This is a genomic window from Saccharopolyspora terrae, from assembly GCF_004348435.1.
Taxonomy (GTDB): Bacteria; Actinomycetota; Actinomycetes; order Mycobacteriales; family Pseudonocardiaceae; genus Saccharopolyspora; species Saccharopolyspora endophytica.
This window is the reverse complement of sequence record NZ_SMKS01000040.1, coordinates 1-25,012: the sequence shown is the minus strand read 5'-3', so window position 1 is coordinate 25,012 and position 25,012 is coordinate 1. Positions and strand designations below refer to the sequence as shown.

Sequence of the window (25,012 nt, the reverse complement as noted above, 5' to 3'; positions counted from 1 at the left end):
GGTACTTCCATGCCGAAAAACGGGCGCCGTGACTTCTACTCGGTCCGCCGGGCCGCCTGGATCCTCAACCTTCCGTCGTCCGCCGTTTCCCGTGCCATTCGCGTCGGGGAGCTGCGGGCCGAACCCAGGAACGGTCGACTCGTCATCCCCGCGACCGAGCTGACCCGGCTCCTGTCCGGTGCCGCGGTGGCGCAGGACGGAGGTCGAAAGTGATGACCTCCTACAACGACCTCTGGCTGATCGGCATCGCGTGGCGGCTCGACCGCCTGCGCTGGGCACCGACAGCGCTGCTCACTGGCTGCGTTCGCAGCCACGGCCTGTGCATGGCGGAGTTCCCAGCTGACGAACCTGCTTGGCTGGACCAGCAGCTGACCGACCGCGAGCTCGCCGCTGCGATGTGCCAGGGCTGCCCGGTCACAGACGAATGCCTCGAACTGGAACTCCGCTCCGGTGGTGCCGACACCGGCGGTGTCTGGGGTGGGCTGTCCGCGGACGACCGTCGGGAGCTGCACGCGCACTGGCTTTGCCGCGGCGAGCGTGCCGAGCGGGGTGTTGCGCGATGATGCTTCAACTGACCCCCGTGGAAGTCCTGGCTGTGCTCGGCGGCTTGTTCGCGCTGGTCATGGTGTGGCGGGCGAGTGCGAAGGCCACCCGGCGAGCGAGCGAAGCCGCTCGGACGAGCGTCCGGTTCATGTCCCTGGCCGGGCGCGTGGTGGTCACGGCTGCGGCGATCGTCGGCGTGCAGTGGATCGTGATCAAGCATCCCGGCAACGAAGGACTGCTGCTCGCGGTGCTCGGCGTCCCGGCTCTGTTCGCGTCGTACACGCTGACCAGGGCGCTGACCGTGACTGCTGTCGACATGCCGCAGCAGAAGAAGGGGCGGCGTCGATGAGCGCCCCGCAGACAGCGGGTGAGCGGCGCCGGCCGCTCACCCGCCCCGACGCCGAAGCAGTTGAACAGGTGCGCAGGCAGGTCGACCGGCTGTGCTGGAGCGGGATCTTGCTCGGCCTGGCGTTCACGATGACCAACGTCCAGAGCTTCGCTGCTAACGGTGCTGCGGCTTGGTCGCTGCCGTGGCTTGCCGCGTGGCTGCTCGATCCGATGGTGTCGCTGGTGCTGCTGGCGATCCTGCGTGCCGAGCAGGTCACCGCGCGGTACGGGATCCGCACCGGCGGTTGGGTTCGTGGCGCGAAGTGGTTCACGCTCGCGGCCACGTACGTCATGACGCTTCTATGTGTGTCAAGGAGCGGTGGGTGTCTCTCGGGGCGGGTTTGTGGCGGTGAGGGTGCGGAAGAGTTCGCGGGCGACGTAGCGCTTGAGCATGCGGCGGATTTCGCGGTCGGAGCGGCCTTCGGCGCGGCGGCGGTGGATGTAGGTGTGGGTGCGTGGGCAGCTGCGCCATCGGGTGAGCACGATGGCGTGCAGGGCGCAGTTGAGTGCACGGTCGCCACCCCGGTTGAGCCGGTGCCGGATGGTGCGTCCGCTGCTGGCTTCCAGCGGGCTGGCTCCGGCCAGGGCCGCGAAGGCTGCTTCGTTGCGGCAACGTCCGTGGTGCGACCACGAGACGAGAGCTTGGGCCGCCGAGACCGGTCCGATGCCGAGTTTGGCCAGCAGCTCGGGAGCGAGCTCACGCACGATCTCGGTCATGCGCCGGTGGTTGGTGGCCAGTTCGGTGGCGGTGTCGCGGACTCGCAGCGCCCGGCGGCGTGCTTCATCACGGCGAACGGCCTGTTCCCGGCTCTCTCAGGTGGTCGCCTCGCGGTGGATAAGGGTGTGCAGGCGCGCGTTGCTGAATTGCTTGGCGCGGGCCAGGTGGCGATCGTGGTCGTCGCCGGTCAGCAGCAGTGCGCGCAGCTGGTTGATGGCGCGTCTGCGGGTCATGGTCAGCTCTTGGCGTGCGCCGAGCAGGATCCGCAGTGCTTCGCGGTCCCCATCGGCGCGTGGAGTGGGCAACTGATCGGCATCCAAGCGCAGTGCCTGCAGCGCGGCCAGGTGCGCATCGATTGGGTCCGACTTGCCGCGCCGGCGTTGCCGGACAGTGGGTTGCTCAGCCTCGATCACGCGCACGCCGGCCGTGTTGAGCGTGCGGGCCAGACCTACGCCGTAGCTGCGGCTGCCCTCAACAGCGGCGGCGACCCGTGGTCCGGGTGCGTGCTCGGTGATCCAGGACAGTGCCCGTGTTGCGCCCTCGTCGGTGTTGGGGACGGTGATCGTCGCCAGTGTGACGCCGCTCGCGGTCGTCATCTCCAGCGTATGAGTGTCGCGGTGGGTATCGGCTCCCACGACGGCATCGATGACATCGGCCAGCATGACCATCCTGCGGCAGAGCTCCTTCCCACATCGGTATGGGTTGGGGCACCGGCCTGGCAGGAGACCGCCGAGCGGCACTTCTGTGAGGAGTCACGCGGACAGGTCCGCGGACAAGCTTCTGATCAAGCCAACCAGCGGAACAGGACGGCACCAGCGACCGAGAAGACATGTCATGACCAAGGCACGCCGCGCTGTTGCGGCGACCAAAACACTTGTGGGTCATTCCCGATCACCGGCACCGATCCTGCAGGCGGACCAGACCGAAACCGCCGACCAACACACTCACAGAACACCTGGGGCGCCTACGCGGCCAGAGCTGCAGACATGGTGGTCCTTCATTCCGTGCCGCCACTGGTCGTCTTCGTCGCTGCTGAGGCGGTCACGGATCTCCGGGACAAGCTCACCGCGGCTGTCCGCGCGGCGTCCGTGAATGCCGATGGCGAGCCGGTGGCGGAACCGGTTGTCCCTCGTTCACCGGACTCCAAGCGGCGCATCTCGTTCGACGAGTACCTCGGCCGCGCTCGAGAGGCATGGCGTCCGGACATCACGGTCACGCCGGCCTGGATCCGCGAGGTCACAGGCTGCTCGCGCGGCTTGTCTTCCCGGCTCGCCGCTGCGCTGATCGAGGAGGTGGAGCAGCGATGAACGACAAGACGGCGCCTGCTCCGGCGGCGTCGCGGGAGGTTGAGCGCCACGTCTTCGACGCCGAACTGATCGATGACGTCCCGGAGCCCGAACCGCAGCTCAGCCGCTGGCAACGGTTCATGAACTGCTGGCTGCGTTCACCGCGTGTTCCTGCGGCGCTGAAGTCACGTCAAGCCGCCAAGCATGCGCTCATGGACGGGCTGTCGTTCCTGATTCGCTCGCCGTGGTGGTTCGTCCGGTCGGTGGCCCGTGGGCTGGTGGCTGCGGTCCGCGGTTGGCGGCAGTGGGTTCGCGTTCACGACTACCGCGAGGCTGCAGAGCAGTCCGAGAAGCTCGCGGACAAGTTCACCGAGATCCGTGAACTCACTCTGTTCCGCTGGAAGGTGACCGGTGCGGTCACCTTGGCCGCGGGAGCGGTGCTCGCGGTCGGGTACGCGGTGTACGGCGGACACGCGATGTGGGCTGCGGCCGGAGTATGCGCGGTCGCGTTGGCCGGCTACGGACGACGAAAGGACGGAGCGCCCGGGCGTAAGCCGGTGCTCGCCGGGCCGCGGACGCTGACCTGGACCATGGATCCGCAGATCCTCGTCGACGCGTTCCGGGACGCGAAGCTCATCGGGAAGGACGAGTCGCTCCGCCTCGTCGAACGCGCCGCCCACGACGGCTCCGGGTGGGCGGTCACCGTCGACCTTCCCGCCACGCGCAAAGCTGCCGACGTCATCAAGCACCGCGAAGCACTGGCGTCGGCTCTGGCGGTGGATGAGCTGCAGCTGATCGTCGAGCGAGTCCGGGGGAGAGGCGGTCATGCAGGCCGCGTGTTCCTCTGGGTGGCTGACGAGGACCCGTACTCAGGTCCTGCGTTGCGGTTCCCGCTGCTGGACATGGAGTACTGGGACGCTTGGCGAGCCATTCCGTTCGGGCGAGACGCGCGCAGTCGACGGATCGATTTGCAGCTGGTGTGGACGTCGCTGATCGTCGGATCGATCCCCCGGCAGGGCAAGACCTGCGCCAGCCGGTTGCCCGCCGCTGGCCTGATCCTCGACCCGTTCACGCAGCTGTACGTCTTCGACGGCAAAGGCGGAAAGGACTGGCAGGCAGCAGAAGCCGTCGCCCACCGCTACGTCTGCGGTGACGAGCAAGAACAAGCTGAGGCCGTCCGCGACCACCTGGTCGAGTTGGTCGCCGAGGTGCAAGCGCGGTTCTCCCGGATGTCCGCGCTGGACGACGAGATCTGCCCGGAGTCGAAGATCACCCCGGCCATCTCTCGGGACCGCGAACTGGGCATGCCCATCACCGCCGTGATCATCGACGAGGTCCAGGTCTACCTAGAGAACCCGACCAAGGAGGAGATCGGGGGCAAGAAGACCACCCTCGGCGCCTACATCGCCGATCTGCTGACCTACCTCGCCCGGAAGGGACCCGCTGTCGGGATCGTGGTCATCCTGGCCACGCAACGACCGGACTCCAACACCATCCCCTCTCGACTGCGTGCTGTGTTGGGCTCTCGCTTCGCGCTGCGGGTGATGGACTGGCGAGATTCCAACATCGTCGTCGGCGAGCAGATGAACACCCGAGGCTTCGACGCCTCGACACTGCTACCCAGCCACAAGGGAGTCGGCATCCTCCGACCCGACGGTGAAGCCGACTCCGGCGGTGACACAGTCGCCGTGACGGTCCGGACCTTCTACATGGACAACGCCGAGTGGCGATCGATCTGCGAACGCGGCCGGGCACTGCGAGAGGCAGCGGGCACCTTGAGCGGCCACGCGGCCGGGGACGACAGGCCACGCGCGATCGACCCAGCGGCCGTCGTCAAGGCGCTGGGCAGCGGACCAGGCGGCTCCGACCGCACGGTCGTCGAGCTACCTGAGCCGCTCGCCTCCGTCGTCGACCACCTCGGAGACGAGCTCGACCAGCGCGAGTTCGTGCCGAGCGCCGAACTGACCGAAGCACTGGAAGTCGAACCCGGCACCTTCGCCAAGCAGATGGGCCAGCTCGAGTGCCGACCGACCAGACACCGGATCCCGGACGAAACGGGTGAGCTCCGACGAGTGCGCGGCTACTTCACCGCGGACATCCGATCCGCCGTGGGCCGCATCTCTGATGAAATCAGCTCAACAGGTGATTCGGAGGCTGATCAGCAATGACGGCCGACGATCGAGACGAGGAGGCCGTCACGGTGCGGGTTCCAGACGAGCTGCCTGTACTAACACCGGAAACGAGTCGCATACTGCTAGCAATACTGATCGAGCTGACCGAGGCTCCGGATGGGCCTCCGGGTGAAGGGATAACATGACTGTTGAAATCAGCGGAGACCCCTGGTCGACGCTAGATGAGCTGCTCGGTGTCGACGCGGTCGAGCCCGTCGAGGAAGGGATCGGGCCCGTGGCGTTCTACGGGCGCTGCTCGACCGAGGACAACCAGGACCCCGAGACGTCTCTGGGATGGCAGCTGGGCAACGCGAGCAAGTTCGTCGAGCCGCTGGGCGGCACGATCGCGGCCGAGTATTTCGACGTGGGGCAGTCGCGGTCGGTGCCGTGGGAGCGGCGTCGCGAGGCGCAGCGTCTGCTGGCGGCGCTGAAGGACCCGAACCGCGGGTGGAACGCGGTCGTGGTCGGCGAAGGGACTCGGTGCTGGTTCGGCAACCAGTTCTCACTGATCGCCCCGAAGTTCGCCGCCCACGGAGTCGAGCTGTGGGTGCCGGAGCTCGGCGGGAAGTTCGACGAGCGCAACCCGTCGCACAAGATGTTGATGAACGTGCTCGGCGGCATGAGCGAGTCGGAGCGCCAGCACGTGCAGGCCCGAGTGCGGGCGGCCATGGATGCACAGGTACTCAACGAAGGTCGCCACCAGGGCGGCCGGGCGCCGTACGGCTACAAGGTCGTGGACGCCGGCCCTCACCCGAACCCATCGCGCGCCGCCGACGGTTACCGGCTGAAGGTGCTCGCCATCGATGAGGAGGTCGTCGATGTCGTGCGCCGGATCTTCGCCGAGTACCTCGGCGGCAGGGGAGACCGCGCGATCGCCAACGGGCTGAACCGCGACGGCATCCCATGTCCCTCGGCTCGTCGGCCGGAGCAGAACCGGCACCGGCTGGCTGACGGGTGGCAGGGCAGCACGGTCCGGGCGATCCTCGAGAACCCTCGCTACACCGGCTACGCGTTCTTCGGGCGATGGACCAGGCAGGAGCAGCTCATCGATTCGGACGACGTGGCCGCCGGGTACGTGATCCGCTTCCGCCGGGCCGGCAGCGAGTCCGTCGTGCGCTCCCGCAAGCCCGCGCACCCTCAGATCGTGAGCGTTGAGGACTTCACCCAAGCCCAGCTCCTGCGCCGTTCGAAAGGCGCGGGCAAGTTGCGGGCCGCTCGCAAACTCGAACGCAGCGGGCGAGCCACGACGCGGACGTACCTGTTCCGAGGCCGGGTTCGATGCGCCGTGTGCGGGCGGAAGATGGAAGGCAGCCCGCGCGCGCACGGCATGTACTACCGGTGCCCGGCCCGGACCCTCGCCCCCGGATCGCCGGTGCTGACCGAGCACCCGCCCGCGGTGTACCTGCGCGAGGACCTTCTCCGAGAGTCCGTCAACGGGTGGCTAGGCGGCCTGTTCGCGCCGGACCAGATCGATCACACGGTGGCAGCGCTGATCGAGTCTCAAGAGTCGGACGGGGCCTCATCTGCGTCCGTCGAGGCAGCCAAGACTCGACTGGCTGACGCCGAGGCTCGGCTGCGCCGGTTCCAGGACGCGATCGGTGCCGGAGTGGACCCTGCGGCGCTAACTGATGTGATCAACACAGCCCAGGCGGAACGCGCGGCCGCTCGTGCCGAACTGGAGAACACGCCGACGACGAGCGGAGTGATCTCCGAGGCCGAGATCTACGCGATGGTCGATTCTCTCGGCGACGTCCGCGCGGCGCTGTCGAGCTCCAAACCCGAGCGGCTTGCCGGCCTCTACGAGTCCGTTGACCTGCAGGTTCGCTACGAGCCGGGTGAGAGAGCTGCCGAAATAAAAATTCACCCGGCGAACCGGGTGAATAGTGTGCGTGTCCGAGGGGGGACTTGAACCCCCACGCCCATTAGTAGGGCACTAGCACCTCAAGCTAGCGCGTCTGCCATTCCGCCACTCGGACATCTCGGGTCTGCCGCCGTTTCCGGTGCGTTCCCGTTGTGTTGTGTTAATAGATTAGCTCATGGTCATCTGGCTCTCGCAGGGACCCCCCTCTTGGCGCAGCGGGTGATAGAAATGCCTGGTGAGCGAGCACAACGGGATCTCCGGTACTGATCAGGACGCGGGGTTGGCGCTGGCGCAGGACGAGGTCGTTCAGCTGGCCAGTGACCTGATCCGCATCGACAGCACGAACACGGGCGACGCCGACACTCTCGTGCCTGAGCGGGCCGCGGCCGAGTACGTGGCCGAGAAGCTCGGCGAGGTGGGTTACGAGGTCACCTACGTCGAGGCCGGCGACCAGGTGGGGCGGGCGAACGTGGTGGCGCGGTTGCCCGGGGCCGACCCCGCTCGGGGCGGCCTGCTGGTGCACGGGCACCTCGACGCCGTGCCCGCGGATCCGGCCGAGTGGTCGGTGCACCCGTTCTCCGGCGCGGTGCAGGACGGCTACGTGTGGGGGCGCGGGGCCGTGGACATGAAGGACATGCTGGCGATGAGCCTGGCCATCGCCCGCCGCTACAAGAGGGACGGCATCGTGCCGCCGCGCGACATCGTCTTCGCGTTCGTCTCCGATGAGGAGGCGGGCGGTTTCCAGGGGGCGCAGTGGCTGGTGGACCACCGGCCTGAGCTGTTCGAGGGCTGCACCGAGGCGATCAGCGAGGTCGGCGGGTACTCGCTGACCCTTAAGGACGGCGTGCGGGCGTACCTGGTTCAGACCGCCGAGAAGGGCATCCGCTGGCTGAAGCTGCGCGTGCGCGCGCGTGCGGGCCACGGGTCGATGGTGCACCGGGACAACGCGGTCACGCAGCTGTCGGAGGCCGTGGCGAAGCTGGGCAACCACCGGTTCCCGCTGGTCATGACCGACAGCGTCCAGGAGTTCCTCGACGGGGTCAGCGAGATCACCGGCTGGGACTTCCCGGAGGAGGACCTCGAAGGTTCGGTGGCCAAGCTCGGCAACATCTCCCGCATCATCGGGGCGACGCTGCGCGACACCGCCAACCCGACGATGCTCACGGCCGGTTACAAGCACAACGTCATCCCCTCGGTCGCCGAGGCGGCCGTGGACTGCCGCATCCTCCCCGGCCGTGAGGAGGCGTTCGATCGCGAGCTGGCGGACCTGCTGGGACCCGACGTCGAGCGCGAGTGGGTCGGGCTGCCGCCGGTGGAGACGAAGTTCGAGGGCCGGCTGGTCGAGCAGATGCAGGCCTCGCTGCTGGCCGAAGACCCGGGCGCGAAGGCGCTGCCGTACATGATGTCCGGCGGCACCGACGCGAAGTCCTTCGCGCGGCTGGGCATGAACTGCTACGGCTTCGCGCCGCTGCAGCTGCCCGCCGATTTGGACTTCTCCGCGCTGTTCCACGGCGTGGACGAGCGGGTCCCCGTCGACGCGCTGAAGTTCGGCGTGCGGGTGCTGGACCGCTTCATCCGCAACAGCTGACTGTCGGTGCCGTCTGGTTACATCTCCCGTAGTTGATCATCGTGTCGGGAGGTGTGGCGTGGACTTGGCGCGCTTGGTGGAGAGCTACCTGGAGCACTTGCAGGCGCGCAAGCTCGCGGCCAACTCGCTGCGCGCCTACCGCCGCGACCTGGAGTCGGTGGCCGGTGAGCTCGCCGAGCTCACCGGCACGCCGACCGAGCGGATCGCCGTCGACGACTTGGAACCCTCGATGCTGCGCTCGGCGTTCGCGCGGTTCGCCGCGCGCCGCTCGGCGGCCACGGTGACGCGGGCCTGGTCGACGTGGAACGGGTTCTTCGGCTTCGGCGTCATCGAAGGTGCGGTGTCGGGCAACCCGATGCAGCTGGTGCCCAAGCCGCGCAGCGCGCCCGCCGCGCCCAAACCGCTGCAGGGGGAGGAGACCCCGGAGCGCCTGCTGCGCCAGGTCGCCGCCGGGGTCCGCAAGGCCCGGAACCCGTGGCCCGAACGCGATCTGGCGATCCTGGCGACCCTGCTGTGCACGGGTGTGCGCTCGGCCGAGCTGCTGGAGCTGACCGTGTCGTCGCTGGCCGGCCGGGCCGGTGACCGGCGGCTGCACGTGCAGGGCAAGGGCGGCAAGAGCCGGTCGATTCCGATCGAGGACAGCCTCGACGGGCTCATCCAGACCTACTTGCGCACCCGCAAGCAGCGCTTCGGCAACCGGCTGCCCGGCGCCGAGCCGCTGTTCGTCGACCACCGGGGCGAGAAGCTCCAGCGCGGTGGCCTGCAGTACCTGGTGCGGCGTTCGTTGCAGGCCGCCGGGGTGTCCGACCGGGTGCAGCCCGGGGCGATGGTGCACGCCCTGCGGCACACCTTCGCCACTCGGCTCGCCGAGGACGGGGCCAGCGCCGCCGAGATCGCCAAGCTGCTCGGCCACTCGTCGATGAACTCCAGCCAAACCTACATCGACGTGACCGCCCGCGAGCAGCGGCTCTCGGTGAAGGCCAACCGCACTCTGCGAGTTCTGGGCGAGCTGGGTTAGCCCCAGGTGGAGGTTTCGGCGAGGCCGATGCGGGCGCCGGAGTCGTCGGTCAGCAGCATGGCCTTGCCCAGCGCGGGGTGGTCGAGGCGTTCGACCTCGCCACCGCGTTCGGCGGCGTACCCGGCGACCTCGTCGAGGTCGGTGACCGCGAAGTAGCACAGCCAGCCCGGTTGCCTGGTGGTCTCGCTGCGCCCGGCGATCGCCCGGCCTCCCGAGAAGTAGGTGCCGTCCTCGACGGTCCAGCCGAGGGTGTCGGCCCAGAACGCGTCGGCGCGTGCGGGTTCGGTGGTGGCCAGCTCGGCCCAGCACGGTTCTCCCGGGCGCGGTTCCGGTGCCTGCGGGCCGTGCTGGGCGCGTCCCTTGGTGACCTGGGCGAGCGCGTTGTCCGGGCCGGTCAGCGAGCAGTCCATGGGGGCGCCGGCGAAGACCAGGCGGAAGCCGGGGACCTCGTCGGCACGAGGTTTGCGGATGAAGGCGCAGCGGCGGTTGCCCACCCAGCAGTCCAGTCCGGTTTGTACGGGCACCGGCGACCAGTCGAGCACGACCCGGTAGAAGAGGGCAGCAGCCATCGGATCGCGACTGAGCAGGTCGACGCGACGCAAGCCGCGGACCGCAGGACGTGCGGGCACCGTCGTTTCCTCGCCACCGGGGATCAGTTCATCTTGCCACCCGCGCATGCCGGCACAATGCTCCGTTCGTCCCAGGGCATCGTGAGTCGTGCCGGGTGCGCGTGGTGGTGTTCGGGAGTTCAGCGCAGGCGCTCTAGCTCAGCGGCGACGTCCACGACCTGGGCCGCGAGCTTGCGCAGGTCGGACCGGTCGGCATCGTCGTCGACCGCGGTCACCACGTCCTCGGCCGCGCAGCGCAGCTGGAACAGGCGGTCCTGCAGATCAGCGAGCTCGGCGGCCGAGAGCACCACCGAGTCCTCGGGGAGCCCGCCTCGCTGCACCGCCGTCCTGCGCTCGTAGGCGCGCTGCCGGCAGGCCTGCGCGCAGTACAGGCGCGGCCTTCCCTGCCGTCCGGAGTCGGGTACGCGCCTGCCGCACCAGGCGCAGTGACGCACCTGGCGAGCTCGTCGGGTGGGCTCGACGGAGTTGTCCACGGTGATCACGTTAGTCAACTCCGGTGATCTTGGTGGAGTCGCCACGCCGACTCCGACGCCACCGGCCCGACACCGGCCGGTCACCTGCGTGCGGCAGAGTGGCGAGCGTGACGCATCCCTTCCTGGACGGGCCGTGGCCGCGCGCGTTCGCCCACCGCGGCTGGCACCTCGGCGATCTGGCCGAGATGGAGAACTCGCTGAGCGCCTTCCGCGCCGCCGCGAACGAGGGCTACCGCTACATCGAGACCGATGTGCACGCCACCAGCGACGGCGTCGTCGTCATCCACCACGACGCGTCGCTCGAGCGCACCACCGATCGCGGCGGCGACATCGCGAGCCTGCCGTTCTCGGAGGTGGCCCGCGCCAGGATCGCCGGGCGGGAACCGGTCGCGAGCCTCGACGCGGCGCTGGAGGAGTTCCCGGACCTGCTGTTGAACATCGACGTCAAGGCCGACAGCGCCGCCGGGCCGGTGCTGCGGACCGTGCGCAGGCACAACGCCTGGGACCGGGTGTGCCTGGCCTCCTTCGTCGACCGGCGTCTGACCCTGCTCCGCAAGATCGGCGGCCCGAGGCTGCTGACCTCCACTGGTCAGCGCGGCGTCGCCGCCCTCTGGGGGTGGTCCCGACTGCCGGTAGCCCCATCGCCGTCGGTGATCTCCTCGTTGACCGGATTTCAGTGGAAGTCCGGACTCCGATTTCCACTGAAATCCGGTTCCGGACTTCAGCGGAAATCCGGTGAAGGGGGTGAGCGGGGGTTGATCCGGGGTGCGGCTGTGCAGGTTCCCGCTCGGCACAAGGGGCTCGATGTCGTGGACGAGCGGTTCGTCGGGTTGGCTCATCGGTGGGGTGTTGAGGTGCACGTGTGGACGGTCGACGAGCCGTCGGAGATGCTGCGGTTGCTGGACCTGGGCGTGGACGGGCTGGTCAGCGACCGCCCGGACCTGCTGAACCAGCTCCTGCGGGAGCGGGCCGCGGACCCCGCCCGGAGCTGAGCGGACGGAGTTTCTCCGAACGTGCGCGAGTGCGTCTCACGCGGGAACCGGTAGCCAGTATGGTGCCTCCAATCGAGTGATCCACTCCGCGGAGGACCGAACGGAATGAGCGTGATGGACAGCGAAGCGGCACCGGGGGCCGCGCAGCGCCGCCGGGAACAACGCGGGTGGTGCTGGTACGACTGGGCCAACTCGGTCTTCCCGACGTCGGTGACGACGGTCTTCCTCTCGCTCTACCTGACCTCGGTGGCCACCGCCGCGGCCAAGGCCGACGTCGCGCGCAACGGCCTCAACGCCTGCGCGGGCGACAACTCCCTGGTCAACTGCGACATCTCGATCCTGGGGCTGGCCTTCCCCGCCGGTTCGCTGTGGGGCTACCTGCTGTCGGTGGCCACGGTGGTGCAGGTGGTGGTGCTGCCGATCACCGGCGCGATCGCCGACCGCACCCAGAACAAGCGGCTGATGCTGGCGCTGTTCGCCTTCGGCGGCGCGATCACCACGGGACTGCTGGCGCTGGTGGCCGGGCAGAACTGGCAGCTGGGCGTGGTGCTGTTCATCATCGGCAACATCTGCTTCGGCGCCTCGATCGTCGTCTACTACTCGTTCCTGCCGGAGATCGCCGACGCCGACGAGCGCGACAACGTCTCCACCCGCGGCTGGGCGATCGGCTACCTCGGCGGGGGCACCGCGCTGGCGCTGCACCTGGTCATCTACCTCGGGCACGACGCCGTCGGCCTGTCCGAATCCGCGGCTGTGCGCCTGATCTTCTTCTCCTCGGGCATCTGGTGGGCGGTGTTCACGCTGCTGCCGCTGACCGCGCTGCGCCGGCACCAGGCCGCCGAGGGCGGCGACAAGGGGGCCGCCGCGGTCACCGCGGGCTTCAAGCAGCTGATCGGCACCCTGCGCGAGGCCAAGCACTTCCCGCTCACGCTGGCGTTCCTGGGCGCCTACTGGATCTACACCGACGGCATCTCGACGGTGTCCCAGGTCTCGGCGCAGTACGGCAGCCTGGAGCTCAAGCTGCCGCAGGACTCGCTGATCGTGACGCTGCTGATCGTGCAGTTCATCGCCTTCGTCGGCGGCGTGCTGCACGGCGTGCTGGCCCGCCGCATCGGGGCGAAGAAGACCATCCTGGTGAGCCTGGCGACCTGGTTGCTGGTGCTCGTGGCCGCCTACTTCGTGCAGGCCGGGCAGGAGATGCAGTTCTACGGACTGGCCGTGGGAATCGGCATGGTCCTCGGGGGCACCAATGCGCTGTCCCGTTCGTTGTTCAGCCAGATGATTCCACCGGGCCGCGAGGCCGAGTACTTCTCCCTCTACGAGGTGGGGGAGCGCTCGACGTCGTGGCTGGGGCCGCTGGTGTTCGCCGGAGTCGGTCAGGCGACCGGTTCGTTCCGGCTGGCCATCATCTCGCTCGTCGTCTTCTTCGCGGTCGGCCTGGTGCTGGTCGCGCTGGTGCCGGTCCGCAGGGCCATCGAGGCGGTGGGCAACCGGGCACCGGAACTGCTCTAGCGCGTGTGCGCAGAGTGATCAGGCGTGTTCGTCTCGCGATCGAGCGGGCATTGCTCCATGCTGGTGATCTAGGAGTGCTGGGGAATCCGCAAAAACGGAATATGCCAGTACGCTGCGTTGTGATCACGGGGAGGATCATGGCACTACGAACGGTCACGTAGTGGATGAAGGGATCGGCCGTACGGGTCGTGATCTGCATCCCACAATGACTAACAATCCAGGGTCCTGCTTGGCGATGGTGACCGGACATCTGGCACTATCACCCGTTCGAACCCACTTGTAGATTGCTGTCGGGAGAACGCGTCACGAACGCCGCTCGACCGCGTCTCTAGGAGGACAGCCGTTGTTGACGGGTGAACAATGTCACCGACGGCGACCAGCAACACGACGCCGGGAACAGACGACGGGTACTCCGTCGTTGCACACGGTGAGCACAACCGCTCGGGCTCTCAGCCCGGGCCGAAGGGAAAGGAACCGTCATGGCCGACCGCGTTCTGCGTGGCAGCCGGCTCGGAGCTGTCAGCTACGAGACCGACCGTAACCACGACCTCGCACCGCGCCGGACGGTGCGCTACGCCTGCCCCAAGAGCCACGAGTTCGAGGTGCCCTTCTCCGACGACGCCGAGGTCCCGCCGACTTGGGAATGCCGCCTGCACGGCACCGAGTCCAAGATCATCGACGGCAACGAACCGGAGCAGAAGAAGGTCAAGCCGCCGCGCACCCACTGGGACATGCTGCTCGAACGGCGCACGATCCCGGAGCTGGAAGAGCTGCTCAACGAGCGACTGGAGCTGCTGCGCGCCCGTCGCGGCCGGTGACTTGTCGATTGCATGGTTAAGCGCCCGAGCCCCTTGGTGCTCGGGCGCTTACGTGTGTTTTCGCTTCTTTTGATCCATGCTCAGTGGTCTTTTTGCCTCGCGGTGCGGGTAGCGGAACCTGACACGCCTTCTGGCTCCGGGATCCGAGGCTTGTGTATGCCCAATACACGGCACGTCGGCTGTCCTCCCCAGAAGACGTGTCAGAACCCGCGTCGGTGCCGGTTGATCAGGTGGGGTGCTGAGAAACCGGCTTCGCCGGTTGCCTGGCGGCGGGGGAGTGGAAAGTGCCCCGCCTGCGTCAGGGCAGCAGGGAGCGGATTGCTCCTGCTGCTTGGCCGCCTCTGCGGCGGAGGCCCCACTTGGTGACTCGGAGGAGGGCTTCTCGCACGACCTCCGCGTCCATCTTGGAGGCGCCGAGCTCGCGTTCCACGAAGGTGATCGGGACCTCGACGACCGTGAACCCGGCTTCCACCGAGCGCCAGGCCAGGTCGACCTGGAAGCAGTAGCCCTGCGAAGCGATGTTGTGCAGCTGGACGGTCTCCAGGACCTCCCGCCGGTACACGCGGTAGCCGGAGGTGATGTCGTTGATCGGCACGCCCAGCGCCAGCTTCGAGTAGACGTTGGCGCCGCGGGACAGGAACTCCCGGTACCAGGGCCAGTTCACCGTGCGGCCGCCGGTCACGTAGCGCGACCCCAGCACCACGTCCGCGCCGGTCCCGCTGTCGCCGAGCATGCCGACCAGGCGCGGCAGGTCCTCCGGGGCGTGCGAACCGTCGGCGTCCATCTCCATGATCGCCGTGTAGTCGCGGGCCAGCGCCCACTCGAACCCGGCGACGTAGGCGGCCCCCAGACCGGCCTTCTCGGTGCGGTGCATGACGTGCAACCGGTCGTCGGAAGCCGCCAGCCGGTCGGCCAGCTCGCCGGTGCCGTCCGGGCTGCCGTCGTCGACCACCAGCACGTTCGCCGCGGGCAGCGCGTCGAACAGCCGCCGCACGATCGGTTCCAGGTTCTCCCGCTCGTCGTAGGTGGGGATCACCACCAGCACCTTCTCGGCCGGGGCTTGCCTCGCCATCCACATCCTCCTAGCCGGTCACCGCGGACCGGCCGTGCACTCGTTCGTCGATCAGGCGTCGGACTTCCTCGACCGCCACCCGGCGGCCGCGATCGCGCCCACCCCCAGCACCGCCAGTGTCCACATCGGAACCGAGCCGAGCTCGGTGGCCGGTGTCCGGTTCGCGCGCAGCGGAACCTCGGCGGTCACGTTCTCCTCGGTGAACAGCTCGGTCTGCGCGGTCACCGAACCGTCCGGCGCGACCACCGCGCTCACCCCGCTGGTGGCCCCGACCAGCACCGCCCGCCCGGTCTCCACCGCGCGCAGCCGCGACATCGCCAGCTGCTGGTAGCTCATCTCCGAATGCCCGTACCAGGCGTTGTTGGTGGGCACCGCCAGCAGCGTGGCGCCCTGCGCCGCGGCCGGCCCGAAGACGTCGTTGTAGGCGACGTCGTAGCAGATCCCCACGCCCAGCTTGAGGCCCGCGACGTCGATCACGCCCGGTTCCTCGCCCGGGCTCATGTCCGACTGGAAGCGGTCCACGAACGGGCTGACCAGCCGCGCGACCTCCCGCATCGGGATGGTCTCGGCGAAGGGGACAAGGTGCTTCTTGACGTAGCGGTCGCCGAACCCGGTTCCCGGATCCCAGCGCACGACCTGGTTGTGCAGCTGCCCGTCGCGGTCCTGGCCGAGCCCGCCGACGATCAGCGGTACTCCCAGCTGGGAGGCGATCGCCGACAGCTCCGGATCGGTGCGGGAGGGGCCCCAGCTGCCGACCTGCTCGGGGAACAGCACGAAATCGGGTCGTGGGGTCCGTCCAGCGCGCACGTCGTCGACGAGCTTCTGCGCCGCGCGCACGTGGTTGTCGTGCAGGACATCGTCCTCGTAGAGCAGCCCCAGACCGAGGTTGGGGGCGTTGCCCTGCACGATGGCGACCCGCGCGGTCCCGGCGTTGGCGTCGGTTCCCACCAGCGGCCAGCACGCCAGCCCGCCCAGCAGCGGCACGGCGATCGCGGCCGCCGGCACCGCCCAGCGGCGCGGGTTGCGCACGAGCTCGGCCAGCCCGCCGCCGATGAGGGCCACGGCGAAGGAGATGAGGGTCGCGCCGCCGATGGCGGCCAGCGACAGCAGCGGTCCGGTGTCCTGGGTGAAGGCCAGACGGCCCCACGGGAACCCCCCGAAGGGGAACGCGGAGCGCACCGACTCGGCCGTCACGAACACGGCCGCCATCCACACCGGGGCCGCGGGCAGTCGGCTGACCAGCGCCATCCCGGCACCGGCGAGTCCGATGAACAGCGCCTCCACCGCGGCCACGCCCAGCCAGGGCCAGGGGCCGAAGTCGGCGCCGAGGAAGTCCTGCAACCAGCCCAGCAGCGGCAGCAGGAACGCGAAGCCGAACACCACGCCGTAGCCGAAGCCGGCGCGGGCCCTGCGGTGGCGGACGACGGCGGCCAGCACGGCCAGCGCCAGGGGAGCGACCCACCACGCCTCGCGCGGCGGCGAACCGGCGTAGAGGGCGAATCCGGCGGCGACCGCCGCGACCAGGCGCAGCGCCCAGGCGGCCCGTCGTCCGGGAGTGCGGCGATCCGGCTGCGCGACGTCCTGCGCAGGAGCCGTGGGGACTACCACCCGACCAACCTTCTCGGTGCTTCTCGGCCCCGCCCGGGACCGCCAACGTTGCCGCGTGCCCAGGCACGCCTTCGCCCAAATGTACGCGCCGAGCGGGTCTCGCTCGGCACACAGGCCCTGACCAGGCGATTGACCACCGCGTGTGACGCCGCTTACCCTCGGCCGGCCCGGTGATCATCGGTGTGCTCGCGGAAGGCGCACCTCAGCGATGGTCGCGCGACGACCGACCGATCGAACGAAAAGGGGATTGATGAGCACCGGACACGAGGAGATCGGCGGCGGAGCGCACCCGGTCATCGCGCTGCACGGCTGGTTCGGCTCGGCAGCTGCCTGGCGGGTCCTGCACCCGCACCTGGACACGAGCCGGTTCCGCTACGTCTTCCCCGACTACCGCGGCTACGGCGCGCGCGTCGACGAGGCGGGCGAGCACACGCTCGCCGAGGCCGCCGCCGACGTCCTCGCCCTGGCCGACCGGCTCGGGCTGGACACGTTCTCGCTGGTCGGTCACTCGATGGGCGGAGCGGTGGCGCAGCGGGTCCTGGCCGACGCGCCGCAGCGGGTCCGGGCGCTGGTCGGCATCTCCCCGGTTCCGGCGGCCGGTGTGCCCTTCGACGATCAGGGTTGGGCGCTGTTCTCCGGTGCCGCCGACGATCTCGCCAACCGCCGCGCCATCATCGACCTGACCACCGGCAACAGGCTCACCGCGGTGTGGCTGGACGCGATGGTCGAGCACTCCCGGAAGCACTCCGACCCGGCCGCCGTCGCCGACTACCTCCGCGCCTGGGCCAAGACCGACTTCCACGCCGAGATCGAGGGGAACCCGGTGCCGGTCAAGGTGATCGCCGGAGAGCACGACCCGGCCCTCGGCGAGGACACCATGAAGGCCACCTTCGCCCAGTGGTACCCCCACTGCGACGTCGAGGTCTTCCCCAACGCAGGCCACTACGCGATCGACGAAACCCCGATCGCCCTGGCCACGACCCTCGAACGCTTCCTGACCACCAGCGCCCTCTAGCCCCTGTCTGAAGAATGCGGCGGAGGCCGCTGTTTCAGGTGTGGGACTCAGCTGGCACCGCCGCGGGTTCGCCAGCGGCTTCGTGGCGAGTACGCCGGGACGCCGATGTCCACCCCTGGGGTAAGCGGAATGCATCAGGAGCGGCGCACGGAGTCCACGGAGCCGCTCAGGTTCTGCCACTGGCACCGCCGAGCAAGGCGCATTGTTCAACAGTTGAGCCCCGGCTCAGACCGGTAGGAGGGTGGAGACCAGGTGGGTGAGGCGTCTCGTGTTGCGGCACTCGTGCATCTCGGCGATGCGGGCGTAGTCGCGGGCCGCTGAATCGCCCGTCGACCAGCGCGGCTCCGGTTCGGGGTTGAGCCAGAACACGTGGCGGGCCCGCTGCTTGATGGTGTGCAGGGCTTCGAGGTTGGGGTTCCAGCCGTTCGTCCTGGCATCGCCGAGGACGAGGACCGACGTGCGCGGCCCCACGGCGTCCAGGTACCTGTCGGTGAACTCGGCCAGCGCGTTGCCGTAGTCGCTGCTGTCGTGCCAGCCGGTGACCTCAGCCTCGGAGAGGATGCCGCGGCCCAGCTCAACGGGATCGGCCGCACCCGGCGTGATCATGCGGGTGACCTCGTCGGTGCGGTTGACGAAGGCGAAGACCCGGACCTTGCTGAACTGGTCGTGCAGGGCTTGGACCAGCAGCATCGTGAAGTTGGCGAACCCGGCGACCGAGCCCGAGACGTCGCACAGCAGCACGATCTCGGGCCGTACCGGGCGGTGGTGGGCGTAGGCGGGGCGCAGCGGGACGCCGCCGGTGGACAGCGATCGGCGCAGCGTGCGGCGCAGGTCGATGGTTCCCCTGGCGGCGCGACGTCGCCGGGCGGCCATGCGCGTGGCGAGCTTGCGCGCCAGCGGCTGCACGGCGCGGCGGAGGTCGGCCAGCTGCTCGCGGCCGGCGTTGAGGAAGTCGACCTGGTCGGCGCTGGGCGCGATGGCGTGCTTGGCGACGTGGTCGGCGCCGCGCAGTTCCGCGGAGCGGCGGCGCGCCTCGGTGCGGACGCGTTCGCGGAAGGTGTCGATGCGGCGACGGATCTCGTCGCGGTCGAGCCGATCGGTGAAGTCCTCCCCGGCGTCTCCGCGCATCGCCGCGAGCACTCGGGCCAGCAGCGTCTGCGGCTGCAGCCGTTCCAGCGTCTGGTGCGCCGACCAGCCCTGCGGGCCGTCCGCGCCGCCGAACCGCCCGAGCGCATCGACGGCCTCGCCGGCGAGCTGTCCGAGCGCGCCCGAGTCGTCGCCTGCCAGGGCGTGCACCAACCGCTGTTCGAGGTCGGATTCGTCGCCGTTGCGGGCGCTCTCGGGCGCTCCCACCCCGGCGGGGAAGTAGAGGTCGAACGCGGCGTCGAAGGCCTTGCGCTGCCCGTCGGCGCGCAGCAGGGCCGCGGCCAGACCCTCCCGCAGGCGTTCCCGGTCGGCCATCCCGAGGACTTCCACCACCGCTGCGGCGTCGACGGTTTCGCCCGGGCCGACGCGCACGCCCTGCTCGCGCAGCGCCCCGGCGAAGCTGACCAGGCGGGCCTGCAACGTCATGGCACGACCAGTTTCTCGGTGGCGCGGCGGACGTCGTCCTGGTGCTTGAGGATCACCCCGAGGCTGTCGCGCACCACGTCCTCGTCGAGGGTGTCCGCGCCGAGCGCGAGCAGCGTGCGGGCCCAGTCGATCGTCTCGGCCACCGATGGCGACTTGCGCAGCTGCATCCCGCGCAGCGCCCCCACCACCTCGACGACCGATCCGGCCAGCGCCTCGTCGAGACCGGGCACCTTGAGGCGCACGATGCGCTGCTCCAGCTCGGCGTCGGGGAAGTCGATGTGCAGGAACAGGCAGCGGCGGCGCAGGGCTTCGGACAGCTCGCGGGTGGCGTTGGAGGTCAGCACCACGAACGGCCGCTGCGACGCGCTGATCGTGCCGAGCTCGGGAACGGTGACCTGGAAGTCGCTGAGCACCTCCAGCAGCAGCCCTTCGACCTCCACGTCGGCCTTGTCGGTCTCGTCGATGAGCAGCACCGTGGGTTCGTCCCCGCTGATCGCCGTCAGCAGCGGCCTGGACAGCAGGAACTCCTCGCTGAAGATGTCGGTGCGGGCCTCGTCCCAGGTCTCGTCGCGACCGGCGGTGATGCGCAGCAGCTGCTTGGCGTGGTTCCACTCGTAGAGGGCCCGCGCCTCGTCGATGCCCTCGTAGCACTGCAACCGCACCAGCCGCGCTTCGGCGACGGCGGCGACGGCCTTGGCCAGCTCGGTCTTGCCGACGCCTGCCGGGCCTTCGACGAGCAGCGGTTTGCCGAGCTTGTCGGCGAGGAACACCGTGGTGGCCACGGCGGTGGAGGCCAGGTAGCCGGTCTCGGCCAGCTTCTCGACGACGTCGTCGACCGACTCGAAGATGCCCGTTCGCCCGTCGGTCACCGCACGCTCCCCTCGCCGAATCCCATACCGAACGGTTGCTCAGTGCGCGGGTTCGTGTCCAACGGAAGTGATGCCGGTCACGTGCAGCGGAAAGTGGTTTCGTGCAAGCCCGTCGCGCCGTCGGGGACGACGCCCTGACGCGCTTCGGTCTGCGGTGTTCCGGTGCGGTCGACGGCGCGGCACTGCACCACGTGCTCTCCCGGTGCGAGGTCGAGCCTGGCCCGCCACATGCGCCAGGTGTCGCGCCCGACCTCGGTGGCCAGCTCGGCGGCCTGCCACGGGCCGCCGTCGACGCGGACCTGCACGGCGTCGATGCCGGTGTGCTGCGCCCACGCGATCCCCGCGACCGTCACCGGACCGGCCTGGAGCTGCGCTGCCCGCTGCGGGCGGTCGATGCGCGACTGGGTCTTGATCGGCCCCTGCTGGGCCCAGCCGCGCTGCTGCCAGTAGGCGCGACGGTCGAAGGTGGTGACCTCGGCGTCGACCAGCCACTTGGTGGCCGAGACGTAGCCGTAGAGACCGGGAACGACCATGCGCACCGGGAACCCGTGCTTGGCCGGCAGCGGCTCGCCGTTCATCTCGAAGGCCAGCAGCGCGCCCCGGTCGGGTTCCAGCAGCACGTCGACGGGGGTGCCCGCGGTGTAGCCGTCGGTGCTGGTGGTCAGCAGCTGCTGCGCTCCCGGCCGGACCCCGGCCTCCAGCAGCAGGTCCCGGACCGGGACGCCGACGAAGTGGGCCGTGGAGATGAGGTTGCCGCCGACCTCGTTGGACACGCAGGCGAGGGTGATCGTCCGCGACTCCAAACGCCGGTTGATCAGGTCGGTGAACGACAGGTCCAGCTCGCGGTCGACCATGCCGTGCAGCCTCAGCCGCCAGTTCTCGGCGCGCAGCTGCGGCACGACCAGGGCGGTGTCGATCCGGTAGAAGTCGCGGTTGGTGGTCAGGAACGTCGGCGTGCCGTCGGCGACGAAGTCCGCACCCGCCGGGATCGGGGGCGGCGGCACGTTCGGCAACCGGCCCGCCACCGCCTCCCGCGAGGCCGTCACCCCGGAACCCTTCGACAGCGAACTCCCTCCGATGCCGGCCAGGCCCGCCCCGACCACGACCAGACCGGAGGTCGCCAGGAACCGCCGCCGGTCGATCTCGGTGGCCACCGGAGCCCGCCCGGCGCGGTGCAGCCAGGCGAACACGCCCACTCCGACGGCCCCCGCCGCCAGCGAGGGCAGCGGCCCGCCCTCGGGGCGGCTCACCGCCGCCACCACGCCGACCAGCCCGAACGCGCCGATCAGCAGCGCGCCGGGCAGCACCGAGCGTCGCGACGACAGCCCCGCCACCACCGCGAGCGCGGCGATGACCAGCGCCATGCCGACGATCAGCGCGAGCTTGTCGGCGGTGCCGAACACCGCCACCGCGAACTCCTTCAGACCCGGCGGCACCAGGTCGATGAAGGCACCACCGACGGCCACCGGGGGAGAGGTGCGCGGATCGCCGAAACCGGCGACCAGGTGCCCGACGGCCAGAGCGGAGCCGGCCGCGAGCAGTCCGATCGTGGCCGCACGGCCACGGGAGAGCGAAGTCATGCCTCCATTCGAGCCCCGTTCACCGGTCGGGGCCAGAGTTCGAGCTCGTGCGTAAGAGAGCCGAAAGTTCTTGTGGAAAGATGACATCGCCGCTCGATCGGGGACGTCGCGGCCGCCGCCGTCCTAGCGTCGGGGCGTGCGAATTCTGCTGACCGGCGCCGCCGGGTTCATCGGCTCGGCCATCGCCGACACCCTCACCGCCCACGGCCACGAGATCGTCGCGCTCGACGCGCTGCTGCCCCAGGCCCACGGCGTCCCTCCCGAAACCCGGCACCCGCTGGTGCGCGGGGACGTGCGCGACGCCGAGCTGGTGCGCGAGCTGCTGCGCGGGGTGGACGCGGTCTGCCACCAGGCCGCGATGGTCGGCCACGGAGTCGACCCGTCCGACATGCCCGACTACGCCGCCCACAACGACCTCGGCACGGCGGTGCTGCTGGCCGCGATGCACGAGACGGGCGTGCGTCGGCTGGTGCTGGCCTCCTCGATGGTGGTCTACGGGGAAGGCCGCTACCGCTGCGCCGAAGACGGTCTGGTCCGTCCCGGTCAGCGACGTGCCGAGGACCTCGATGCCGGTCGGTTCGAGCCGCCGTGCCCGCACTGCGCCGAACCCCTGGAACCCGAGCTGGTGCCCGAGGAGGCCGTGCTCGACCCGCGCAGCACCTACGCGGCAACCAAGCTCGCGCAGGAGCACCTGGCGGCGGCCTGGGCCCGCCAGACCGGCGGTGAGGTGCGAGCGCTGCGCTACCACAACGTCTACGGCCCCTGGATGCCCAACGGCACCCCGTACGCCGGCGTGGCCTCGCTGTTCCGCTCCGCGCTGCACCGGGGCCTGGCCCCGACGGTGCTGGAGGACGGCCGGCAGCGGCGCGACTTCGTGCACGTCCACGACGTCGCCGTCGCCAACCTCGCCGCGCTGGAGACCTCCGGGCCGCCGGGGGAGCTGGACGCGGTCAACATCTGCTCCGGGCAGCCGCGCACCATCGGAGAGCTCGCCGAGTCGCTGTCGCTGGCCTGCGGCGGTCCCGCTCCGGAGGTGGTGGGTGGGGCTCGGCCCAACGACGTCCGGCACGTCGTCGCCGATCCGGCCAAGGCCCGGCGGGTGCTCGGCTTCCGCGCGACGGTCGAATTCGCCGACGGCGTGCGGGAATTCGCCGAGGCTCCGCTCCGCGTCGGCGAGAAGCAGGTGTGAGGTTCAGGTTCCGCCAAGGCTCCTACGCGAGGCCGTCGGCCAGCGGTAGCCGCACCTCGAACCGGCAACCGGGGCCGTGGTTGCGGGCGTGGATCTCGCCGTGGTGGGCCTGCACCAGGCCGCGCGCGATCGCCAGCCCGAGCCCGGCCCCGGCCGGTTCCCGCTCGTTGTCGCCCCGCGCGTGATCTCCCCGGTAGGCCACCTCGAAGACCCGCTCCAACTCCGCGGCGTCGATGCCGCCGCACCCGTCGTCGACCCGCAGCCACGCCTGGTGGCCCTCCCGGCCCGCGGTGAGCACCACCGAACCGCGCGGCGGGGTGTGCCGGATGGCGTTGGACAGCAGGTTGCGCACCACGCGCGCCAGTTCGGGATCGCTGCCGGAGACCACCGGCCACTGCTCGGTCTCGGTGGCCAGCCGCACACCGCGCCGCTGCGCCCGCGGGTGCTCGGCGGCGACGGCCTCGTTGACCACGTCGTGCAGCGGCACGGCGGAGAACTCGAGGTGCAGCGCCCCCGCGGTGATCCGCGAGAGCTCGAACAGGTCGTCCACCATCCGCGACAGCCGTTCGGTCTCGCCCTGGATGCGGCTCGCGTAGGAGCAGATCTCGTCGGGTTCGTCCACCACGCCATCGGCCAGCGCCTCGGCCATCGCGCGGATGCCCGCCAGCGGAGTCCGCAGGTCGTGGCTGATCCAGGCCACCAGCTCGCGGCGGGAGGCCTCGGCGGCGCGTTCGCGGGCGCGGGCCTCGCGCTCCCACACGCTCCGGCGCGCGATGTTGCGTCCCAGCACCACAGCGACCGGGACGGTGATCACCCCGACGGCGGTGCAGATGACGACCACGGTGGTCAGCAGCGGGCCGAACATGAACCCGGTGACGCCCAGGACGCCCGCCATGGTGGCCAGCAGCGGCACCAGCACCAGCACCGTGAGCGCGGTCGCCAGCGAGCGGTGCCGGAGAAGGTAGAGCAGTCCGGCCCCGATCAGCGCCACCGGCAGGGACAGGCCGATCGCGTACGGCGCGACGTGGGTGAGCTCGGTGAGCAGGTCCATCAGCCCGCCTCGGGGTCGTAGCGGTAGCCGACGCCCCACACGGTGCTGATCCGGTGGGGTCGGTCGGGTCTGGGCTCGATCTTCTCCCGCAGTCGTCTCATGTGGACGGTCACGGTGGACTGGTCGCCGAAGTTCCAGCCCCACACCGATTCCAGCAGCTCGGCGCGGGTGAAGGCCCGGCGCGGATTGCGCATCAGGTACGCCAGCAGGTCGAACTCGCGAGTGGTCAACGACAGCTCGGCGCCGTCGAGCGTGCAGCGGCGGGCACCCGGATCGAGCACCAGCGCGCCGTCCACGACGGACTCCTGCGCGGCGGGCGGGGAGTGGGTGGCGCGGCGCAGCACCGACGTCACCCGCAGCACCAGCTCCCGCGGACTGAAGGGTTTGACGACGTAGTCGTCGGCGCCCAGCTCCAGACCCGCGACCCGATCGGACTCCTCGCCGAGCGCGGTCAGCATCACCACCGGGACCGGCCCGCGCTCGCGCACCCTGCGGCACACCTCCAGGCCTCCGATGCCCGGCAGCATCAGGTCCAGCACGATCAGGTCCGGCCTGCGTTCGGCGTTGCTGCGCAGGGCCGTCTCGCCGTCGTCGGCGAGATCGACCTGGTAGCCGGCGCGCTCCAGGTAGCGGCGGACGACATCGCGCACCGCGTGGTCGTCGTCGACGACCAGCACCCGTCCGGACTGTTCCCGCATCCCGATCACCAGCTCGTCGCGATCACGTGGTTGACCGCCAGCGCGGTCACCGCCTGCGCCCCCAGCCACCACCGCCGGGAACCGGCGGGCAGCAGGGCGCCTCCCACAGCGAACCACACCCCGAACGGCAACCAGATCCGCTCGACCTCAGCCTTGCTCAACCCGGACAGATCCGCCACTAGCACAGCCACCCCAGCCGCCAGTACGAGCCCTCGCACCGCATCAACCCGCGAAACGCCGACAACCGCCCACCGAATCGCCTCCCCGACCCCACGAGTTCCCCGTCCACCGGTCCTCGACGCCACCGCACCCGCCGAGGGTGGTGCCCCGATTACGGCCGTATTCCGGGACCTGATTACGGC

General features: G+C 70.0%; 23 protein-coding genes, 1 tRNA gene and 2 pseudogenes. 13 read left to right on the top strand and 13 right to left on the bottom strand.

What is annotated here, in order from left to right:
- Positions 1-212 precede the first annotated feature (212 nt).
- The 3 genes and pseudogenes from E1181_RS20700 to E1181_RS32235 all read left to right on the top strand — a co-directional run.
- Positions 213-563, top strand: a complete 351-nt coding sequence (locus tag E1181_RS20700) for a WhiB family transcriptional regulator (RefSeq protein WP_132677267.1) — start codon at positions 213-215, stop codon at positions 561-563.
- A complete protein-coding gene (locus tag E1181_RS20695) occupies positions 560-892 on the top strand; it encodes a hypothetical protein (RefSeq protein WP_132677265.1) in 333 nt (110 codons plus the stop codon). Before E1181_RS20700 ends, E1181_RS20695 begins: the two co-directional genes overlap by 4 nt.
- A pseudogene (locus E1181_RS32235) lies at positions 889-1,224 on the top strand (hypothetical protein); the annotation flags it as partial. The gene E1181_RS20695 and the pseudogene E1181_RS32235, both read left to right, overlap by 4 nt.
- Positions 1,225-1,239: 15 nt before the next feature.
- Here the strand turns inward: E1181_RS32235 and E1181_RS20685 are convergent.
- Both E1181_RS20685 and E1181_RS20680 read right to left on the bottom strand, forming a co-directional pair.
- Positions 1,240-1,647, bottom strand: coding sequence for a transposase (locus E1181_RS20685; protein ID WP_132677263.1), 408 nt, complete (start codon positions 1,645-1,647; stop codon positions 1,240-1,242).
- Positions 1,648-1,743: 96 nt separating this feature from the next.
- Positions 1,744-2,316, bottom strand: a complete 573-nt coding sequence (locus tag E1181_RS20680) for an IS110 family transposase (protein ID WP_132677261.1) — start codon at positions 2,314-2,316, stop codon at positions 1,744-1,746.
- Positions 2,317-2,634: 318 nt separating this feature from the next.
- Between E1181_RS20680 and E1181_RS31515 the strand changes: the two genes are divergently transcribed.
- From E1181_RS31515 to E1181_RS20670, 3 genes are all read left to right on the top strand, one after another.
- Positions 2,635-2,955: a hypothetical protein gene (locus E1181_RS31515; RefSeq protein ID WP_165944693.1), complete on the top strand. Its 321-nt coding sequence runs from the start codon at positions 2,635-2,637 to the stop codon at positions 2,953-2,955.
- Entirely contained in the window at positions 2,952-5,102 is a 2,151-nt protein-coding gene (locus E1181_RS20675) for an FtsK/SpoIIIE domain-containing protein (RefSeq protein WP_132677259.1), read from the top strand. Before E1181_RS31515 ends, E1181_RS20675 begins: the two co-directional genes overlap by 4 nt.
- A 145-nt stretch (positions 5,103-5,247) precedes the next feature.
- Positions 5,248-7,014: a recombinase family protein gene (locus E1181_RS20670; RefSeq protein WP_132677257.1), complete on the top strand. Its 1,767-nt coding sequence runs from the start codon at positions 5,248-5,250 to the stop codon at positions 7,012-7,014.
- Here E1181_RS20670 and E1181_RS20665 read toward each other — a convergent pair.
- Positions 6,996-7,081 (bottom strand) — tRNA-Leu (locus E1181_RS20665). The two genes, E1181_RS20670 and E1181_RS20665, sit on opposite strands and share 19 nt — an antisense overlap.
- Positions 7,082-7,201: 120 nt before the next feature.
- On the opposite strand from E1181_RS20665, the gene E1181_RS20660 reads away from it, so the two are divergent.
- Together E1181_RS20660 and E1181_RS20655 are read left to right on the top strand one after the other, a co-directional pair.
- On the top strand, positions 7,202-8,554 hold the full coding sequence (locus E1181_RS20660) for a M20/M25/M40 family metallo-hydrolase (RefSeq protein WP_132677255.1): 1,353 nt from the start codon (positions 7,202-7,204) through the stop codon (positions 8,552-8,554).
- Between the two features lie 58 nt (positions 8,555-8,612).
- Positions 8,613-9,572 (top strand): tyrosine-type recombinase/integrase, encoded by a 960-nt coding sequence (locus E1181_RS20655; protein WP_132677253.1) that lies wholly within the window; start codon positions 8,613-8,615, stop codon positions 9,570-9,572.
- Here the strand turns inward: E1181_RS20655 and E1181_RS20650 are convergent.
- Positions 9,569-10,201 carry a VOC family protein gene (locus tag E1181_RS20650; RefSeq protein WP_235876915.1) on the bottom strand — a complete coding sequence of 211 codons (633 nt, stop codon included), beginning with the start codon at positions 10,199-10,201 and terminating at the stop codon, positions 9,569-9,571. The two genes, E1181_RS20655 and E1181_RS20650, sit on opposite strands and share 4 nt — an antisense overlap.
- A gap of 119 nt (positions 10,202-10,320) precedes the next feature.
- On the bottom strand, positions 10,321-10,683 hold the full coding sequence (locus E1181_RS20645) for a hypothetical protein (protein ID WP_132677325.1): 363 nt from the start codon (positions 10,681-10,683) through the stop codon (positions 10,321-10,323).
- Positions 10,684-10,781: 98 nt separating this feature from the next.
- Between E1181_RS20645 and E1181_RS20640 the strand changes: the two genes are divergently transcribed.
- The 3 genes from E1181_RS20640 to E1181_RS20630 all read left to right on the top strand — a co-directional run bounded on the left by E1181_RS20640 (position 10,782) and on the right by E1181_RS20630 (position 13,996).
- Positions 10,782-11,666, top strand: a complete 885-nt coding sequence (locus E1181_RS20640) for a glycerophosphodiester phosphodiesterase family protein (RefSeq protein WP_132677249.1) — start codon at positions 10,782-10,784, stop codon at positions 11,664-11,666.
- 105 nt (positions 11,667-11,771) lie between these two features.
- A complete protein-coding gene (locus E1181_RS20635) occupies positions 11,772-13,178 on the top strand; it encodes an MFS transporter (protein WP_132677247.1) in 1,407 nt (468 codons plus the stop codon).
- A gap of 479 nt (positions 13,179-13,657) precedes the next feature.
- The gene (locus E1181_RS20630) at positions 13,658-13,996 is read left to right on the top strand and encodes an RNA polymerase-binding protein RbpA (protein ID WP_132619748.1); all 339 of its coding nucleotides are present in this window, start codon (positions 13,658-13,660) and stop codon (positions 13,994-13,996) included.
- Positions 13,997-14,294: 298 nt separating this feature from the next.
- On the opposite strand, the gene E1181_RS20625 is transcribed toward E1181_RS20630, so the two are convergent.
- Positions 14,295-15,068 carry a polyprenol monophosphomannose synthase gene (locus E1181_RS20625; RefSeq protein WP_132677245.1) on the bottom strand — a complete coding sequence of 258 codons (774 nt, stop codon included), beginning with the start codon at positions 15,066-15,068 and terminating at the stop codon, positions 14,295-14,297.
- 51 nt (positions 15,069-15,119) lie between these two features.
- Positions 15,120-16,676, bottom strand: coding sequence for an apolipoprotein N-acyltransferase (lnt, locus tag E1181_RS20620; RefSeq protein ID WP_235876914.1), 1,557 nt, complete (start codon positions 16,674-16,676; stop codon positions 15,120-15,122).
- A 250-nt stretch (positions 16,677-16,926) separates the two neighbouring features.
- Here lnt and E1181_RS20615 point away from each other — a divergent pair, with 250 nt between their 5' ends.
- A complete protein-coding gene (locus E1181_RS20615) occupies positions 16,927-17,691 on the top strand; it encodes an alpha/beta fold hydrolase (protein ID WP_132677243.1) in 765 nt (254 codons plus the stop codon).
- Positions 17,692-17,916: 225 nt separating this feature from the next.
- Here E1181_RS20615 and E1181_RS20610 read toward each other — a convergent pair whose 3' ends face one another.
- From E1181_RS20610 to E1181_RS20600, 3 genes are all read right to left on the bottom strand, one after another.
- Positions 17,917-19,263 carry a vWA domain-containing protein gene (locus E1181_RS20610; protein ID WP_132677241.1) on the bottom strand — a complete coding sequence of 449 codons (1,347 nt, stop codon included), beginning with the start codon at positions 19,261-19,263 and terminating at the stop codon, positions 17,917-17,919.
- Positions 19,260-20,132, bottom strand: coding sequence for an AAA family ATPase (locus tag E1181_RS20605; protein WP_207922235.1), 873 nt, complete (start codon positions 20,130-20,132; stop codon positions 19,260-19,262). The genes E1181_RS20610 and E1181_RS20605 overlap by 4 nt, the downstream gene beginning before the upstream one ends.
- Positions 20,133-20,209: 77 nt before the next feature.
- Positions 20,210-21,712, bottom strand: a complete 1,503-nt coding sequence (locus E1181_RS20600; protein ID WP_132677237.1) for a molybdopterin-dependent oxidoreductase — start codon at positions 21,710-21,712, stop codon at positions 20,210-20,212.
- A gap of 136 nt (positions 21,713-21,848) precedes the next feature.
- Here E1181_RS20600 and E1181_RS20595 point away from each other — a divergent pair, with 136 nt between their 5' ends.
- Entirely contained in the window at positions 21,849-22,901 is a 1,053-nt protein-coding gene (locus E1181_RS20595; protein ID WP_132677235.1) for an NAD-dependent epimerase/dehydratase family protein, read from the top strand.
- Between the two features lie 22 nt (positions 22,902-22,923).
- On the opposite strand, the gene E1181_RS20590 is transcribed toward E1181_RS20595, so the two are convergent.
- From E1181_RS20590 to E1181_RS20580, 3 genes and pseudogenes are all read right to left on the bottom strand, one after another.
- Positions 22,924-23,952, bottom strand: a complete 1,029-nt coding sequence (locus tag E1181_RS20590) for a sensor histidine kinase (RefSeq protein WP_132677233.1) — start codon at positions 23,950-23,952, stop codon at positions 22,924-22,926.
- Positions 23,952-24,650, bottom strand: a complete 699-nt coding sequence (locus tag E1181_RS20585; RefSeq protein WP_132677231.1) for a response regulator transcription factor — start codon at positions 24,648-24,650, stop codon at positions 23,952-23,954. The genes E1181_RS20590 and E1181_RS20585 overlap by 1 nt, the downstream gene beginning before the upstream one ends.
- Positions 24,651-24,655: 5 nt before the next feature.
- A pseudogene (locus tag E1181_RS20580) lies at positions 24,656-24,874 on the bottom strand (hypothetical protein); the annotation flags it as partial.
- Positions 24,875-25,012 lie beyond the last annotated feature (138 nt).

Bases quoted from the DNA above. Each gene is read 5' to 3' on its own strand.
- E1181_RS20675 (WP_132677259.1), top strand. From the start codon at position 2,952: ATGAACGACAAGACGGCGCCTGCTCCGGCGGCGTCGCGGGAGGTTGAG.
- E1181_RS20585 (WP_132677231.1), bottom strand. From the start codon at position 24,650: ATGCGGGAACAGTCCGGACGGGTGCTGGTCGTCGACGACGACCACGCG.
- E1181_RS20700 (WP_132677267.1), top strand. From the start codon at position 213: ATGACCTCCTACAACGACCTCTGGCTGATCGGCATCGCGTGGCGGCTC.
- E1181_RS20625 (WP_132677245.1), bottom strand. From the start codon at position 15,068: ATGGCGAGGCAAGCCCCGGCCGAGAAGGTGCTGGTGGTGATCCCCACC.
- E1181_RS20610 (WP_132677241.1), bottom strand. From the start codon at position 19,263: ATGACGTTGCAGGCCCGCCTGGTCAGCTTCGCCGGGGCGCTGCGCGAG.
- E1181_RS20635 (WP_132677247.1), top strand. From the start codon at position 11,772: ATGAGCGTGATGGACAGCGAAGCGGCACCGGGGGCCGCGCAGCGCCGC.
- E1181_RS20685 (WP_132677263.1), bottom strand. From the start codon at position 1,647: ATGACCGAGATCGTGCGTGAGCTCGCTCCCGAGCTGCTGGCCAAACTC.
- E1181_RS20670 (WP_132677257.1), top strand. From the start codon at position 5,248: ATGACTGTTGAAATCAGCGGAGACCCCTGGTCGACGCTAGATGAGCTG.
- E1181_RS20680 (WP_132677261.1), bottom strand. From the start codon at position 2,316: ATGGTCATGCTGGCCGATGTCATCGATGCCGTCGTGGGAGCCGATACC.
- E1181_RS20630 (WP_132619748.1), top strand. From the start codon at position 13,658: ATGGCCGACCGCGTTCTGCGTGGCAGCCGGCTCGGAGCTGTCAGCTAC.
- E1181_RS31515 (WP_165944693.1), top strand. From the start codon at position 2,635: ATGGTGGTCCTTCATTCCGTGCCGCCACTGGTCGTCTTCGTCGCTGCT.
- E1181_RS20590 (WP_132677233.1), bottom strand. From the start codon at position 23,952: ATGGACCTGCTCACCGAGCTCACCCACGTCGCGCCGTACGCGATCGGC.
- E1181_RS20615 (WP_132677243.1), top strand. From the start codon at position 16,927: ATGAGCACCGGACACGAGGAGATCGGCGGCGGAGCGCACCCGGTCATC.
- E1181_RS20695 (WP_132677265.1), top strand. From the start codon at position 560: ATGATGCTTCAACTGACCCCCGTGGAAGTCCTGGCTGTGCTCGGCGGC.
- E1181_RS20600 (WP_132677237.1), bottom strand. From the start codon at position 21,712: ATGACTTCGCTCTCCCGTGGCCGTGCGGCCACGATCGGACTGCTCGCG.